The 13,854-nt window shown below is 57.1% G+C and carries 14 protein-coding genes; 10 read left to right on the top strand and 4 right to left on the bottom strand.

The window, feature by feature from the left end; all coding sequences use genetic code 11:
- Nucleotides 1–88 precede the first annotated feature (88 nt).
- Nucleotides 89–823 carry an OmpA family protein gene (locus PSH79_RS22795; RefSeq protein ID WP_305439730.1) on the top strand — a complete coding sequence of 245 codons (735 nt, stop codon included), beginning with the start codon at nt 89–91 and terminating at the stop codon, nt 821–823.
- Nucleotides 824–1,078: 255 nt separating this feature from the next.
- Here the strand turns inward: PSH79_RS22795 and PSH79_RS22790 are convergent, their stop codons facing one another.
- The gene (locus PSH79_RS22790) at nt 1,079–1,513 is read right to left on the bottom strand and encodes a YhcB family protein (protein ID WP_221731524.1); all 435 of its coding nucleotides are present in this window, start codon (nt 1,511–1,513) and stop codon (nt 1,079–1,081) included.
- A 144-nt stretch (nt 1,514–1,657) separates the two neighbouring features.
- On the opposite strand from PSH79_RS22790, the gene PSH79_RS22785 reads away from it, so the two are divergent.
- The 3 genes from PSH79_RS22785 to zapE all read left to right on the top strand — a co-directional run bounded on the left by PSH79_RS22785 (nt 1,658) and on the right by zapE (nt 4,852).
- Nucleotides 1,658–2,287 (top strand): alpha/beta hydrolase, encoded by a 630-nt coding sequence (locus tag PSH79_RS22785; protein ID WP_305439728.1) that lies wholly within the window; start codon nt 1,658–1,660, stop codon nt 2,285–2,287.
- A 24-nt stretch (nt 2,288–2,311) separates the two neighbouring features.
- On the top strand, nt 2,312–3,667 hold the full coding sequence (locus tag PSH79_RS22780) for a tryptophan--tRNA ligase (RefSeq protein WP_305439727.1): 1,356 nt from the start codon (nt 2,312–2,314) through the stop codon (nt 3,665–3,667).
- A 90-nt stretch (nt 3,668–3,757) separates the two neighbouring features.
- On the top strand, nt 3,758–4,852 hold the full coding sequence (gene zapE, locus PSH79_RS22775; protein ID WP_103306230.1) for a cell division protein ZapE: 1,095 nt from the start codon (nt 3,758–3,760) through the stop codon (nt 4,850–4,852).
- Nucleotides 4,853–4,894: 42 nt separating this feature from the next.
- Here the strand turns inward: zapE and PSH79_RS22770 are convergent.
- A protein-coding gene (locus PSH79_RS22770) for an IS3 family transposase (protein WP_370872524.1) occupies nt 4,895–6,117 on the bottom strand; the annotation gives its coding sequence in 2 pieces (ribosomal slippage) (nt 4,895–5,766 and nt 5,766–6,117; 1,224 coding nt in all).
- Nucleotides 6,118–6,346: 229 nt separating this feature from the next.
- Nucleotides 6,347–7,243, bottom strand: coding sequence for a GlxA family transcriptional regulator (locus tag PSH79_RS22765; RefSeq protein ID WP_305444067.1), 897 nt, complete (start codon nt 7,241–7,243; stop codon nt 6,347–6,349).
- Between the two features lie 250 nt (nt 7,244–7,493).
- Here PSH79_RS22765 and PSH79_RS22760 point away from each other — a divergent pair, with 250 nt between their 5' ends.
- On the top strand, nt 7,494–8,630 hold the full coding sequence (locus tag PSH79_RS22760; RefSeq protein ID WP_095112414.1) for an acyl-CoA dehydrogenase family protein: 1,137 nt from the start codon (nt 7,494–7,496) through the stop codon (nt 8,628–8,630).
- A gap of 103 nt (nt 8,631–8,733) precedes the next feature.
- Here the strand turns inward: PSH79_RS22760 and PSH79_RS22755 are convergent, their stop codons facing one another.
- A complete protein-coding gene (locus PSH79_RS22755) occupies nt 8,734–9,774 on the bottom strand; it encodes an NADP(H)-dependent aldo-keto reductase (protein ID WP_305439725.1) in 1,041 nt (346 codons plus the stop codon).
- A gap of 245 nt (nt 9,775–10,019) precedes the next feature.
- Between PSH79_RS22755 and rplM the strand changes: the two genes are divergently transcribed.
- The 5 genes from rplM to PSH79_RS22730 all read left to right on the top strand — a co-directional run bounded on the left by rplM (nt 10,020) and on the right by PSH79_RS22730 (nt 13,712).
- Nucleotides 10,020–10,448, top strand: coding sequence for a 50S ribosomal protein L13 (rplM, locus tag PSH79_RS22750; RefSeq protein ID WP_007917032.1), 429 nt, complete (start codon nt 10,020–10,022; stop codon nt 10,446–10,448).
- Between the two features lie 14 nt (nt 10,449–10,462).
- Nucleotides 10,463–10,855: a 30S ribosomal protein S9 gene (rpsI, locus tag PSH79_RS22745; protein WP_008080273.1), complete on the top strand. Its 393-nt coding sequence runs from the start codon at nt 10,463–10,465 to the stop codon at nt 10,853–10,855.
- Between the two features lie 270 nt (nt 10,856–11,125).
- Entirely contained in the window at nt 11,126–11,719 is a 594-nt protein-coding gene (gene petA / locus PSH79_RS22740; protein WP_007917031.1) for a ubiquinol-cytochrome c reductase iron-sulfur subunit, read from the top strand.
- On the top strand, nt 11,719–12,930 hold the full coding sequence (locus tag PSH79_RS22735; RefSeq protein ID WP_305439724.1) for a cytochrome bc complex cytochrome b subunit: 1,212 nt from the start codon (nt 11,719–11,721) through the stop codon (nt 12,928–12,930). The genes petA and PSH79_RS22735 overlap by 1 nt, the downstream gene beginning before the upstream one ends.
- A complete protein-coding gene (locus PSH79_RS22730) occupies nt 12,930–13,712 on the top strand; it encodes a cytochrome c1 (protein WP_305439723.1) in 783 nt (260 codons plus the stop codon). Before PSH79_RS22735 ends, PSH79_RS22730 begins: the two co-directional genes overlap by 1 nt.
- The last annotated feature ends 142 nt before the right edge of the window (nt 13,713–13,854 follow it).

Below are 13,854 nucleotides of genomic sequence, written 5' to 3'. Positions count from 1 at the left end.
TTTTGCGCTGAGTGATGATCCAACGCCCGCAGAGGTTTATTGCCAAACGACCGCTGCACCACAGAATGCAGAAAAGTAGGAGCTCTCCATGTTCACCACGCGTCGTTTGATTATTGTCGCTACTGCCGTAGCTGTGCTGTCCGGCTGCGCCTCGCCTAACCCGTATGACAATCAGGGTCAGGCCGACGGTGGCTCCCAAGGCATGAGCAAAACCGCCAAGTACGGTGGCCTCGGCGCTCTGGCCGGTGCACTGGCCGGCGCTGCTATCGGTCACGATAACCGTGGCAAGGGTGCCTTGATCGGTGCGGCTGTGGTCGGTGCTTCGGCGGCCGGTTACGGTTACTACGCCGACCAGCAAGAGAAAAAACTGCGCGCCAGCATGGCCAACACCGGCGTTGAAGTGCAGCGTCAGGGCGATCAGATCAAGCTGATCATGCCGGGCAACATCACTTTCGCTACTGATTCGGCGAATATCGCGTCGAGCTTCTACCAGCCGCTGAACAACCTGGCCAACTCGTTGAAAGAATTCAGCCAGAATCAGATCGAAATCGTCGGCTACACCGACAGCACCGGCAGCCGCCAGCACAACATGGACCTGTCTCAACGTCGTGCGCAGAGCGTGGCGACCTACCTGACTTCGCAAGGTGTCAGTGGCGCCAACCTGTCGGCCCGTGGCGCCGGCCCGGATAATCCGATTGCCAGCAACGGTGACGTCAATGGCCGGGCGCAGAACCGTCGGGTCGAGGTCAACCTGAAGGCGATTCCGGGTCAGCAGTATGGTGGTCAGCAACAGCAGCCGGGTACGGTTCAGCAGTATCCGTAACTGATTGCCTGAATGAAAAAATGCCTGATCCTGGTGATCGGGCATTTTTTTGTGTCTTTTACGCGGTCTCCCTTACAGGAGCTGCGGGACGCTGCGATCTTTTGATCTTGATCTTTAAAAACAGGATCAAAAGATCGCAGCCTCGTTTCACTCGACAGCTCCTGCAGGAGGTCATGTTGTCCGCGAATGAGCAGATACAAAAAAGCCCCCGGACAACAGCATTGTCCGGGGGCTTTTTGTTGGGCGCGAACCCGATTACTTCTTCAAACCATATTGCTCATCGAGCATGCCCGGCGAGTTCGGCGTCTTCGGCGCGTAGTCGCGCGGTGGCTCCTGATCGCGCGGCGGCGTCAGGCGTTCGCGCGGTGCCTGCGCCGCGTCGGCGTGCAGGGCGGCGATCAGGCGCTGGCGGGTCTGCTCGTCCAGGGCCAGACGATTGGCGCCCTCGGCGAGATGATCCTGCACTTCCTGATAGCTCTGGGTCAGCTTCTTAACCAGCATCGCGGTGCTGTTGAAGTGGGTGACCACCTCGTTTTGATAACTGTCGAAACGCTCCTGGATATCATCCAGTTGACGCTGCGTACGGCTCGGGGCGGCGTTCGGCGCAACGCGCGCGATCAGGAATCCAATGGCGACACCCACAACCAGGGCAAGAGTCGGTAACAACCAAACTAAGAGCGAGTGTTCCACGAGTCCTTCCTCTATAAACGGCTTTGCTTTACGTTAACGGCTCGAACCTGCGCTGTATACCGCGATTCACTCGCAATAGATTGGCACAGACAATTTGCTAGACGAGTCGACCCGATTCGAGGTCACGGAGTTCCTTCCTTGCTGATGCGTGAAACCCCTGTAGTGATTGACGGCCCAGTCGGCCAAATTGAAGCGCTGTACCTGGATAACGAGCAGCCGCGCGGCATCGCGCTGATCTGCCATCCGAACCCGGTGCAGGGTGGCACCATGCTCAACAAGGTCGTCTCGACCCTGCAGCGCACCGCGCGCGACGCGGGCCTGATCACCTTGCGTTTCAACTATCGCGGCGTCGGCGCCAGCGAAGGGGCGCACGACATGGGCACCGGCGAAGTCGATGACGCTCAAGTCGTTGCTGCCTGGCTTCGGGAAAAACACCCGGATCTGCCGCTGACCCTGTTCGGTTTCTCCTTCGGCGGATTTGTTGCAGCAAGTCTCGGCGGCCGCCTCGAAGCGCAAGGCGTGCCGCTCAAGCACTTGTTCATGGTCGCACCGGCGGTGATGCGTCTGGGCGAGCAGGATCAACTGCCAAAGCAGGGCGAATTGACCGTGATCCAGCCGGAAACCGACGAAGTCATTGATCCGCAACTGGTCTACGACTGGTCGGAAAAACTCCAGCGCCCCCATGAGCTGCTGAAAGTGGCAGAATGCGGACACTTTTTTCATGGCAAGTTGACCGATCTCAAGGATCTGATCCTGCCGCGTCTCTCGAATTGATTGCAGTCTGACAAGCGATTACCCATGACGAACCGTACCCGCATCCTCACCGGCATCACCACCACCGGCACGCCGCACCTGGGCAACTACGCCGGCGCCATCCGCCCGGCGATCCTCGCCAGCCGCGACAGCAATGCCGATTCGTTCTACTTCCTGGCCGACTACCACGCCCTGATCAAATGCGATGACCCGCTGCGCATTCAGCGCTCGCGTCTGGAAATCGCCGCGACCTGGCTGGCCGGTGGCCTGGATGTCGACCGCGTGACTTTCTACCGTCAGTCCGATATCCCGGAAATCCCCGAGCTGACCTGGCTGCTGACCTGCGTCGCCGCCAAGGGCCTGCTCAACCGTGCCCACGCTTACAAAGCGTCTGTGGATAAAAACGTCGAGACCGGCGAAGACCCGGACGCCGGCATCACCATGGGCCTCTACAGCTACCCGGTGCTGATGGCCGCAGACATCCTGATGTTCAACGCGCACAAGGTGCCGGTCGGTCGCGACCAGATCCAGCACGTGGAAATGGCCCGCGACATCGGCCAGCGTTTCAACCACCTGTTCGGCCAGGGCAAAGAATTCTTCACCATGCCTGAAGCGCTGATCGAAGAAAGCGTGGCGACGTTGCCAGGCCTCGACGGTCGCAAGATGTCGAAGAGCTACGACAACACCATCCCGTTGTTCTCCAGCGCCAAAGAGATGAAAGACGCGATCTCGCGGATCGTCACCGACTCCAAAGCGCCAGGCGAAGCCAAGGACCCGGACAACTCGCACCTGTTCACTCTGTTTCAGGCCTTTGCTACGCCAGCACAGGCTGACGAATTCCGCGGTGAACTACTCGGTGGCCTGGGTTGGGGCGAGGCGAAGAACCGCCTGTTCCAGTTGCTCGATAATGATCTGGGCGAAGCGCGCGACAAGTATCACCAGTTGATCGAGCGTCCGGCGGATCTCGAAGACATCCTGCAGATCGGCGCCAAGAAGGCCCGTGCCGTGGCAACGCCGTTCCTCAACGAGTTGCGCGAAGCTGTTGGCCTGCGTTCCTTCGTCAATCAGGTTCAGGTGGCTGCGACCACCAAGAAGAAAGCCGCGAAAGCCGCACGTTTTGTGAGCTTCCGTGAGGACGACGGCAGTTTCCGCTTCCGTCTGCTGGCGGCTGATGGCGAGCAACTGCTGCTGTCGCGCAACTTCGCTGATGGCAAAGCGGCGGGGCAGGTGACCAAGCAATTGCAATCCGCTCAACCACTGGACGTGCGCAGCGAAGACCTGAGCTTCAGCGTGTGGCTGGAAGGCCAGTGCGTCGGCGACAGCCCGGCGTTCGCCGACAGTGCTGCGCGCGACGCGGCCATCGAGGCTCTGCGGGTCGCTCTTACACCGGTTCAGGAATAATCAACGGCTCGGCCCGACCAAGGGCTGATTGCCATTCCCACGGGCCGTCGCTACAGTGACGGCCCGTTTTTGTTGCCTTGCTAACGAATTATGACGCCCCTAGAACGATACCAAGCTGATCTGAAACGCCCGGACTTCTTCCATGACGCCGCGCAGGAAACTGCTGTGCGTCATTTGCAGCGCCTTTACGAGGATCTGATCGCCGCCGATCAGAACAAGCCGGGCCTGCTGAGCAAACTGTTTGGCAAAAAGGATCAGACGCCGGTCAAGGGTCTGTATTTCTGGGGCGGTGTGGGTCGCGGCAAGACTTACCTGGTCGACACCTTCTTCGAAGCGCTGCCGTTCAAGGAAAAGACCCGCACGCACTTCCACCGCTTCATGAAGCGTGTGCACGAAGAGATGAAAACCCTCGGCGGCGAGAAAAACCCGTTGACCATCATCGCCAAGCGTTTTGCGACCGAGTCGCGGGTGATCTGCTTCGACGAATTCTTCGTTTCCGATATCACCGATGCCATGATCCTCGGCACGCTGATGGAAGAACTGTTCAAGAACGGCGTGACGCTGGTCGCGACGTCGAACATCGTCCCGGACGGCCTGTACAAGGACGGCCTGCAACGCGCGCGCTTCCTGCCGGCCATCGCGCTGATCAAGCAGAACACCGACATCGTCAACGTCGACAGCGGCGTCGACTATCGTCTGCGTCACCTCGAACAAGCGGAACTGTTCCACTATCCGCTCGACGAAGCCGCTCACGAAAGCCTGCGCAAGAGCTTCAAGGCACTGACACCGGAATGCACCGCAGCGGTCGAGAACGATGTGCTGATCATCGAAAATCGCGAGATCCGTGCCCTGCGCACTTGCGATGACGTGGCCTGGTTCGACTTCCGCGAACTGTGCGACGGCCCGCGTAGCCAGAACGATTACATCGAACTGGGCAAGATCTTCCACGCCGTGCTGCTCAGCGGTGTCGAGCAGATGAGCGTCACTACCGACGACATCGCTCGCCGCTTCATCAACATGGTCGACGAGTTCTACGACCGTAATGTGAAATTGATCATTTCTGCCGAAGTCGAGCTGAAGGATCTGTACACCGGCGGGCGCCTGAACTTCGAGTTCCAGCGCACGCTGAGCCGTCTGCTGGAGATGCAATCGCACGAATTCCTGTCGCGGGCGCACAAGCCTTAAACGGATTTCGGTGTCTAGTCCTGAAATAGGTTTACACCTGTTTCACCCTAACGCCCGATGCACCGCATCGGGCGTTTTGTATTTTAAAGAGAGGTGCGGCCGCTCCTGGTTGTAGATCGTGACGGCCTCTCGCACCATCTGTGTGGCCTGCGCAAAATCCGCAGGTCGGTGGATCAAGAACTCTGTTTTCAAGATGCCGTTGACCCGCTCTGCCAAGGCGTTTTGGTAGCAGTCGTAGCCGTCGGTCATCGAGCAAGTGATGCCATGCTTTGCGTGCATTTCTTGATAAAGGGCCGAGCAGTACTGCGCGCCTCGATCCGAGTGATGGACCAGTTTCTGAACGCTTCGACGTCGCTTCAAAGCCATTCGAAAGGCTTGCACCACGGAGTTGGTGTGCAGACTTTCATGCACGTGATAGCCGACTATTTTTCTCGAAAAGACATCCGTCACTAAACTCAAATAGGCAACGCCATCACGGGTAGGCAGGTAAGTAATATCGGCCACCCAGACCTGTTCTGGGCCGGTAGCGACTATTTGTTCCGGGCTTGGTTTCAGCAGATTGGGGTGTCGGCGGAAGCGATGATGGCTGTCGGTCGTCTTGTGATACGCCCGTTTTCTGCGGACCAACTGGCGGCTTTCCCGCAAAACCGCGAACAAACGATCCCGGCCAACATGGAGCTCCTGTTGCTCACGCTGCTCATGCATCATCGAATGCAGCTTGCGAGTGCCGATGCACGGTTGGCGAGCACGGACCTTCTCTACAAACGTTATGAGCTGCTGATCCTGGTCGGCCCGAGCCCTGTAGACCCGGTTGCGTTTGTAATAGGCCTGACGGCTTATTCCCATAAATTGGCAAGCCCTGCTGACACTCAGGGTTTGGGTTTGCGCAACGACTTGCCGGGTCGCTTTTTTACGACAGATACGCCGTAGTCATTTTTCAGAACATCGACCACGGCTTCAAAGAATTGGGCTTTCTGAGTTGCCAGCGCCAGTTGTTCCTCGAGTTCTTTGATTCTTTGCTCGGGAGTCAGTGGCAAGGTTGGCTCGTCCATAGATCTGATCCTCTGGGAACGAATGGAGGCGCCTTGGCTCCAGTCCTGGCGACCATGTTTGCGTAACCAAACCAGCACCGTCGACCGACCCTGAATCCCATAGCGCCGCTGAGCCTCTTTATAACTCAACTCGCCTTTTTCGACCTGGTCGACAACCGATAATTTAAAAGCCAGTGTGTAATCACGCTGACTGCGCTTCGTGCCCGTATCCATTGCACCTTCCTGAAAAGAAGTCAGAAGGTGTAAACCTTATTCAGGACGGGACACGGCAAAGAAAAAGGGCCTGCATTTGCAGGCCTTTTTTTATATCCAGAATTCACCGCAATACCCCGTAGGAGTGAGCCTGCTCGCGATAGCGGTGGATCAGTCACGTAAATGCTGCATGGACTGACGCAATTGCGAGCAGGCTCACTCCTGCATGGGTTTGTGTATGGGCAGAGGTTTACGCAGCCTGCTGAAACTGCTGCCGATACTGGTTGGGCGACAACTCGGTGTGCTGACGAAACAGCCGCGCAAAGAAACTCGCATCGTCGTAACCGACCTCATAGCTGATGGTCTTGATGCTCTTGCGACTGCCCGATAGCAAACCCTTGGCCGTCTCGATGCGCAGCCGTTGCAGGTAATGCAGCGGTTTGTCGCCCGTGGCCGTCTGGAAGCGGCGCATGAAATTGCGAATGCTCATGCCGTGTTCGCGGGCGACGTCTTCGAAGCGGAATTTGTCGGCGAAGTGTTCTTCGAGCCAGTGCTGGATCTGCAGGATGATCACGTCCTGATGCAGCTTTTGTCCGCCAAAACCGATGCGCCCCGGCGAATAACTGCGCTGCACTTCGTAGAGGATGTCGCGGGCCACGGCCTGTGCGACGTTGGCCCCGCAGAAGCGCTCGATCAAGTAGATGTAGAGGTCGCAGGCCGATGTGGTGCCGCCAGCGCAATACAGGTTATCGGCATCGGTCAGGTGTTTGTCCTGATTGAGATACACCTTGGGGTAGCGCTCAGCGAAGGCGTTGAAGAAGCGCCAGTAGGTGGTTGCTTCCTTGCCATTGAGCAGACCGGCCTCGGCCAGCCAGAACACTCCGGTGGCTTCGCCGCACAGTACCGCGCCGCGAGCATGTTGCTCGCGCAGCCACGGCAGTACCTGTGGATAACGGCTGCAAAGCGTATCGAAATCGTCCCAGAACGCCGGCAGGATAATGACGTCGGCATTTTCCAGGCCGCCGTCGACCGGCATGACCACGTCGCTGAAACTGTTCACCGGTTTGCCGTCGGGGCTAACCAGGCGTGTTTCGAACGCCGGAGTCAGGCCGTGGCCCAGTTGTTTGCCGTAACGCAGGCTGGCCAGATGGAAGAAATCCTTGGCCTGCATGAGAGTGGATGCGAAAACCCGGTCGATCGCCAGGATGCTGACGCGCCGCAAGGGCGTGGAGACTTGCTTAGACATAATTCAACTTTTGTTTTGTTTTTATAAGGGAAAGTGGTCACCAGACGGCTGGATCGTCTTATTTTTTGTCGGATGTGTCCAGTGTCCTGTATCGGAGGGGAGGCATAGTCTCTGAAGGTCATATCCCTCCAACAAGAAAGAAAGGTGCCGCATGATCCCCAGAACCTTGTTCAGCCCCGAGCACGAATTGTTCCGCGACAGCGTACGAACCTTCCTCGAAAAAGAGGCGGTACCGTTCCATGCGCAATGGGAGAAACAAGGCTATATCGACCGCAAACTGTGGAACAAGGCGGGGGAGGCGGGGATGCTGTGCTCGCATCTGCCGGAAGAGTACGGCGGCTTGGGGGCCGATTTTCTTTACAGCGCGGTGGTAATTGAGGAGGTCGGGCGGCTGGGTCTGACCGGTATCGGTTTTTCACTGCATTCGGACATCGTCGCGCCGTACATCCTGCATTACGGCAGCGAAGCGCTGAAACACAAATACCTGCCGAAACTGGTGTCGGGGGAGATGGTCACTGCTATCGCGATGACCGAGCCGGGCGCCGGTTCCGACCTGCAAGGGGTCAAGACCACCGCTGTGCTGGACGGCGATGAATACGTGATCAACGGTTCAAAAACCTTCATCACCAACGGCTTCCTGGCCGACCTGGTAATCGTCGTCGCCAAGACCGATCCGAAGGCCGGGGCCAAGGGCACCAGCCTGTTTCTGGTCGAAGCGAATACGCCGGGTTTCGACAAGGGCAAACGCCTGGAAAAGGTCGGTATGAAGGCACAGGACACGTCGGAATTGTTCTTCCAGGATGTACGCGTGCCGAAAGAAAACCTGTTGGGTCAGGCCGGGGCAGGGTTTGCCTATCTGATGCAGGAGCTACCGCAGGAGCGTCTGACCGTGGCGATTGGCGGCCTGGCCTCGGCGGAAGCGGCGCTGCAATGGACGCTCGATTACACCCGCGATCGCAAGGCGTTCGGCAAGGCGATTGCTGACTTCCAGAACACCCGCTTCAAACTGGCGGAAATGGCTACGGAGATTCAGATCGGTCGCGTTTTTGTCGATAAGTGCCTGGAACTGCATCTGCAAGGCAAGCTCGACGTGCCGACGGCGGCGATGGCCAAGTACTGGGGCACCGACCTGCAATGCAAGGTGCTCGACGAGTGCGTGCAGTTGCACGGTGGTTACGGCTTCATGTGGGAATACCCCGTGGCCCGGGCGTGGGCGGATGCGCGGGTGCAGCGGATTTATGCCGGCACCAATGAAATCATGAAGGAGATCATTGCGCGGTCGCTATGAGCCTTCGGTGACTGTTAGACCGTTATCGCGAGCAGGCTCACTTCTGCATTTGGAATGCGTTCCCTGTAGGAGTGAGCCTGCTCGCGAAGCTTTTAATGGTCGATCAAGGTGCAGGGTTTGGGTGATCCTTGTGAATCGCCTCGATCCCTGCCAGCACTTCATCGGAAAGTTTCAGATCGAAACTGGCAATGTTGCTGTCCAGCTGCTCAAGAGTGGTTGCACCCATGATGTTGCTGGTGACGAACGGTTGCTGGGTCACGAACGCCAGGGCCATTTGCGCCGGATCCAGACCGTGTTCACGGGCCAATGCAACGTAACGGCTGCAGGCAGCTTCCGATTGCGGATTGAAGTAGCGGCTGAAACGGCTGTAGAGGCTCAGGCGACCTTTTGGCGGGCGGGCGCCACCTTCGTACTTGCCCGACAGGAAACCGAACGCCAGTGGCGAATAGGCGAGCAGGCCGCATTGTTCGCGGATGGCGATTTCGGCCAGGCCGACTTCGAAGCTGCGGTTGAGCAGGTTGTAAGGGTTCTGGATCGACACCGCGCGCGGCCAGCCACGGGCTTCGGCCAGAGCGAGGAAACGCATGGTGCCCCACGGCGTTTCGTTGGACAGTCCGATGTGGCGGATCTTGCCGGCCTTCACCTGCTCGTCGAGCGCTTCAAGGGTGTCTTCGAGCGGGGTCAGGTTGGCTTCGATCTTGTGTTTGTAGCCCAGCTGTCCGAAAAAGTTGGTGCTGCGCTCAGGCCAGTGCAACTGGTAAAGATCGATGTAATCGGTTTGCAGGCGTTTCAGGCTGGCATCCACCGCTTCAGTTATGTGCTGGCGGTTGTGGCGCAGATTTTTGTCCCGGATGTAGTCGATGGTGTTGCCCGGGCCGGCGATCTTGCTGGCCAGGATCCAGTCGGTACGATCGCCCCGACTTTTGAAGTAGTTGCCGATGTAGCGCTCGGTGGTGGCGTAGGTTTCGGCTTTCGGCGGCACCGGGTACATCTCGGCGGTGTCGATGAAATTGATCCCGGCCTCTTTGGCCCGTTCAATCTGTGCGAAGGCTTCAGCTTCAGTGTTTTGCTCGCCCCAGGTCATGGTGCCGAGGCAGATTGCACTCACGTTCAGGTCGGTACGGCCAAGCTGGCGATAGTCCATCGGGTGCTCCTTGGGCAAAACAATCATAAAAGCAGGTTGAATTATTTTTCGCAATCTGCATAATTGCCGACCTCTTTCTGCAGTGGAAGTGATGCGCCGCCGCCGAAGAATCTTGCCGTTGAACGGACGCGCCGACCCGAGCCCCCGAAAGCGTCTGTATCCGGCTGCCTTTGACTTGTCAAAGTACGCACTATTCAGTAAGATCCGCCGTCTAATTTACAGGGCGGCCCCTGAGGCTATAAAGAATGAAAACTTTTACTGCTAAACCGGAAACAGTAAAGCGCGACTGGTTTGTCGTCGACGCTGCTGGTCAGACCCTGGGTCGTCTGGCCACCGAAATCGCGAGCCGTCTGCGTGGCAAGCACAAGCCTGAGTACACTCCTCACGTTGACACCGGCGACTACATCGTCGTAATCAACGCTGAGCAGATCCGTGTTACCGGCGCTAAAACCACTGACAAAATGTACTACTCCCACTCCGGTTTCCCGGGCGGCATCAAGTCGATCAACTTTGAAAAGCTGATCGCTAAAGCCCCTGAGCGCGTGATCGAGACCGCGGTTAAAGGCATGCTGCCTAAAAACCCACTGGGTCGCGACATGTACCGTAAGCTGAAAGTCTATGCGGGCGCTGCACACCCACATACTGCTCAGCAGCCCCAAGAACTGAAGTTTTAACGGAATAGTACATTATGTCGGCGACTCAAAATTACGGCACTGGCCGTCGCAAGACCGCAACCGCACGCGTTTTCCTGCGTCCGGGTACTGGTAATATCTCCATCAACAACCGTTCGCTGGAAAACTTCTTCGGCCGCGAAACTGCCCGCATGGTAGTTCGTCAGCCGCTGGAGCTGACTGAGACTGTCGAGAAGTTCGACATCTACGTCACCGTTATCGGTGGTGGTGTAAGTGGTCAAGCTGGCGCAATCCGCCACGGCATCACTCGCGCTCTGATGGACTACGACGAAACCCTGCGTGGCGCTCTGCGCAAAGCTGGCTTCGTTACTCGCGACGCCCGTGAAGTTGAACGTAAGAAAGTTGGTCTGCGTAAAGCGCGTAAGCGTCCGCAGTACTCGAAGCGTTAATTCCGCTTCCACGTTCAAAAAGAACGCCCGATTCCTCACGGAAGCGGGCGTTTTTTTATGCCTGCGATTTATCAAAAGAATTGCGCTGCGACAACTTGCCACTTCCGTAGACCCCCTATACTGCAAGGCTTGAGGGTGAGAGCTCCGGGTAATTCCCTTGTCAGAATTGGGGCTTTTCATTACCATCTCGGCAAAATTTTTATAAGTAACATTGATTTATTTAGTAGATGCCTGATTTAACAGGCCACAAAGCTGATGGGAGAGGACTGAATGAGCAATGACGGCGTGAATGCAGGCCGGCGTCGCTTCTTGGTAGCAGCCACATCCGTGGTGGGTGCTGCAGGAGCGGTGGGGGCTGCGGTCCCGTTCGTGGGGTCATGGTTTCCCAGTGCCAAGGCAAAAGCCGCAGGTGCACCGGTGAAAGTGAATGTCAGCAAAATCGAGCCAGGACAGCAGATGATTGCTGAGTGGCGCGGCCAGCCGGTGTTCATTGTCCGCCGTACTGAGGAAATCCTGGGGAATCTCAAGAAGATCGAGGGCCAGCTCTCTGATCCAACCTCCAAAAACTCCACGCAACCCACCTATGTCGACCCTGAAGTGCGATCGATCAAGCCGGAAATTCTGCTGCTGATCGGGATTTGCACACACTTGGGTTGCTCACCGACCTTCCGTCCCGAAGTGGCACCTGCGGATCTGGGTAAAGACTGGGTAGGCGGTTATTTCTGCCCTTGCCACGGTTCTCACTACGATCTGGCTGGCCGCGTCTACAAGTCGCAACCTGCGCCTTTGAACCTGCCAGTTCCCCCGCATTCCTATGAGACTGATGACCTGATTGTCATTGGCGTCGATACGGAGAAAGCGTGATGAGCAAGTTCATGGATTGGGTTGATGCGCGCTTCCCCGCCACCAAAATGTGGGAAGACCATCTCAGCAAGTATTACGCTCCAAAAAACTTCAATTTCTTCTACTTTTTCGGCTCGCTGGCATTGCTCGTTCTGGTCAACCAGATCGTCACCGGTGTCTGGCTGACGATGAGTTACACGCCGTCGGCAGAAGAAGCGTTCGCTTCCGTCGAATACATCATGCGTGACGTTGAGTACGGCTCGATCCTGCGTCTGCTTCACTCCACTGGTGCCTCGGCGTTTTTCATCGTGGTCTATCTGCACATGTTCCGTGGGCTGCTCTACGGTTCGTACCAGAAACCGCGTGAGCTGGTCTGGGTGTTCGGCATGCTGATCTACCTGGCGCTGATGGCCGAAGCCTTCATGGGGTATCTGCTGCCTTGGGGCCAGATGTCCTACTGGGGGGCGCAGGTGATCATCTCGCTGTTCGGTGCGATTCCGGTCATCGGCAACGACCTGACCCAGTGGATCCGTGGTGACTATCTGATCTCCGGGATCACCCTGAATCGCTTCTTCGCTCTGCACGTTGTCGCGTTGCCAATCGTGATTCTCGGTCTGGTGGTGCTGCACATTCTGGCGCTGCACGAAGTGGGTTCGAACAACCCTGATGGCGTCGATATCAAGAAGCACAAAGACGAAAATGGCATCCCGCTGGATGGCATTGCCTTCCACCCGTACTACACCGTGAAAGACATTGTCGGCGTAGTGGTGTTCCTGTTCATCTTCTGCTTTATCGTGTTCTTCTTCCCGGAAATGGGCGGCTACTTCCTCGAAAAGCCAAACTTCGAACCGGCTAACCCGTTCAAGACGCCAGAGCACATTGCGCCGGTCTGGTACTTCACACCGTTCTACGCGATCCTGCGGGCAATTCCGGACAAGCTCATGGGTGTTATCGCCATGGGGGCGGCCATCGCGGTGCTGTTTGTCCTGCCATGGCTTGACCGCAGTCCGGTGAAATCGATGCGCTACAAAGGCTGGATGAGCAAAATCTGGCTGTTGGTGTTCTGCATTTCGTTCGTGATTCTGGGCATTCTGGGTGTTCTGGCTCCGACACCGGAGCGAACCTTGCTGTCGCAGGTCTGCACCTTCCTGTACTTCGCCTACTTCATTTTGATGCCTTTCTACACCAGGCTCGAGAAGACCAAACCGGTTCCGGAAAGGGTGACTGGCTGATGAAAAAGTTATTTTTTGCTCTGCTTTTTGCTGCTTTGCCTGTGCTGTCTTTCGCTGCTGAACACGGCGGTCCTGAGCTGGAAAAAGTCGACATCGACGTTTCCGACAAGGCTGCCCTGCAGGATGGCGCACGTACCTTTGCCAACTATTGCATGGGTTGCCACAGTGCCAAGTTCCAGCGTTACGAACGGGTTGCCGATGACCTGGGCATTCCTCACGAAATGATGCTGGAGAAGCTGGTGTTCACCGGTGCCAAGATTGGCGATCACATGAATATCGGCATGCAGCCGGCGGACGCCAAGACTTGGTTCGGTGCTGCGCCACCTGACCTGACCCTGGTGGCTCGCGTGCGTGGCACTGACTGGCTCTATGGTTACCTGAAGTCGTTCTACGAAGATCCTGCACGTCCTTGGGGTGTGAACAACAAGGTCTTCCCGAATGTCGGCATGCCTAACGTGCTGGTCGGCCTGCAGGGTCGTCAGGTCGTGGGTTGCAAACAGGTGCAGATCGTCGAAGACGGCAAGAAGCAATATGATCCGCTGACCGGTACGCCTTTGACCCATGAGGCGTGCGATCAGTTGACCATCGTGCCGAAGTCCGGTGCTCTGAACGAAGAGCAGTTCGATGAGAAGGTCAAGAATCTGGTAACCTTCCTGGCTTACTCGGCTAACCCGGTTAAGCTGCAACATCAGCGCATCGGTACTTACGTTTTGCTGTACCTGGCGTTCTTCTTTGTGTTCGCCTATCTGCTCAAGCGTGAATACTGGAAAGACGTGCACTGATACGCTTCAAAAGCATTGCTGTTAATCGCGCGCGCCCAAGGGCGTCTCCGATAGCGCAACGTCTGGTCAGCCAGGCTTTGCCGGAGGCGCCCTCTGGGCGCGCGCGTTTTTCCGGTTCCGATAATTTCAACAAGCGAGGAGG

Origin of the sequence: Pseudomonas sp. FP2196 (assembly GCF_030687715.1) — a bacterium.
Lineage (GTDB): Bacteria > Pseudomonadota > Gammaproteobacteria > Pseudomonadales > Pseudomonadaceae > Aquipseudomonas.
This window is presented reverse-complemented; position numbering and strand designations above follow the sequence as displayed.

What these genes read in the sequence shown, in the direction of transcription:
- PSH79_RS22795 (WP_305439730.1), top strand. Translation starts at nt 89, where the DNA reads ATGTTCACCACGCGTCGTTTGATTATTGTCGCTACTGCCGTAGCTGTG.
- PSH79_RS22785 (WP_305439728.1), top strand. Translation starts at nt 1,658, where the DNA reads ATGCGTGAAACCCCTGTAGTGATTGACGGCCCAGTCGGCCAAATTGAA.
- PSH79_RS22780 (WP_305439727.1), top strand. Translation starts at nt 2,312, where the DNA reads ATGACGAACCGTACCCGCATCCTCACCGGCATCACCACCACCGGCACG.
- zapE (WP_103306230.1), top strand. Translation starts at nt 3,758, where the DNA reads ATGACGCCCCTAGAACGATACCAAGCTGATCTGAAACGCCCGGACTTC.
- PSH79_RS22760 (WP_095112414.1), top strand. Translation starts at nt 7,494, where the DNA reads ATGATCCCCAGAACCTTGTTCAGCCCCGAGCACGAATTGTTCCGCGAC.
- PSH79_RS22755 (WP_305439725.1), bottom strand. Translation starts at nt 9,774, where the DNA reads ATGGACTATCGCCAGCTTGGCCGTACCGACCTGAACGTGAGTGCAATC.
- rplM (WP_007917032.1), top strand. Translation starts at nt 10,020, where the DNA reads ATGAAAACTTTTACTGCTAAACCGGAAACAGTAAAGCGCGACTGGTTT.
- rpsI (WP_008080273.1), top strand. Translation starts at nt 10,463, where the DNA reads ATGTCGGCGACTCAAAATTACGGCACTGGCCGTCGCAAGACCGCAACC.
- petA (WP_007917031.1), top strand. Translation starts at nt 11,126, where the DNA reads ATGAGCAATGACGGCGTGAATGCAGGCCGGCGTCGCTTCTTGGTAGCA.
- PSH79_RS22735 (WP_305439724.1), top strand. Translation starts at nt 11,719, where the DNA reads ATGAGCAAGTTCATGGATTGGGTTGATGCGCGCTTCCCCGCCACCAAA.
- PSH79_RS22730 (WP_305439723.1), top strand. Translation starts at nt 12,930, where the DNA reads ATGAAAAAGTTATTTTTTGCTCTGCTTTTTGCTGCTTTGCCTGTGCTG.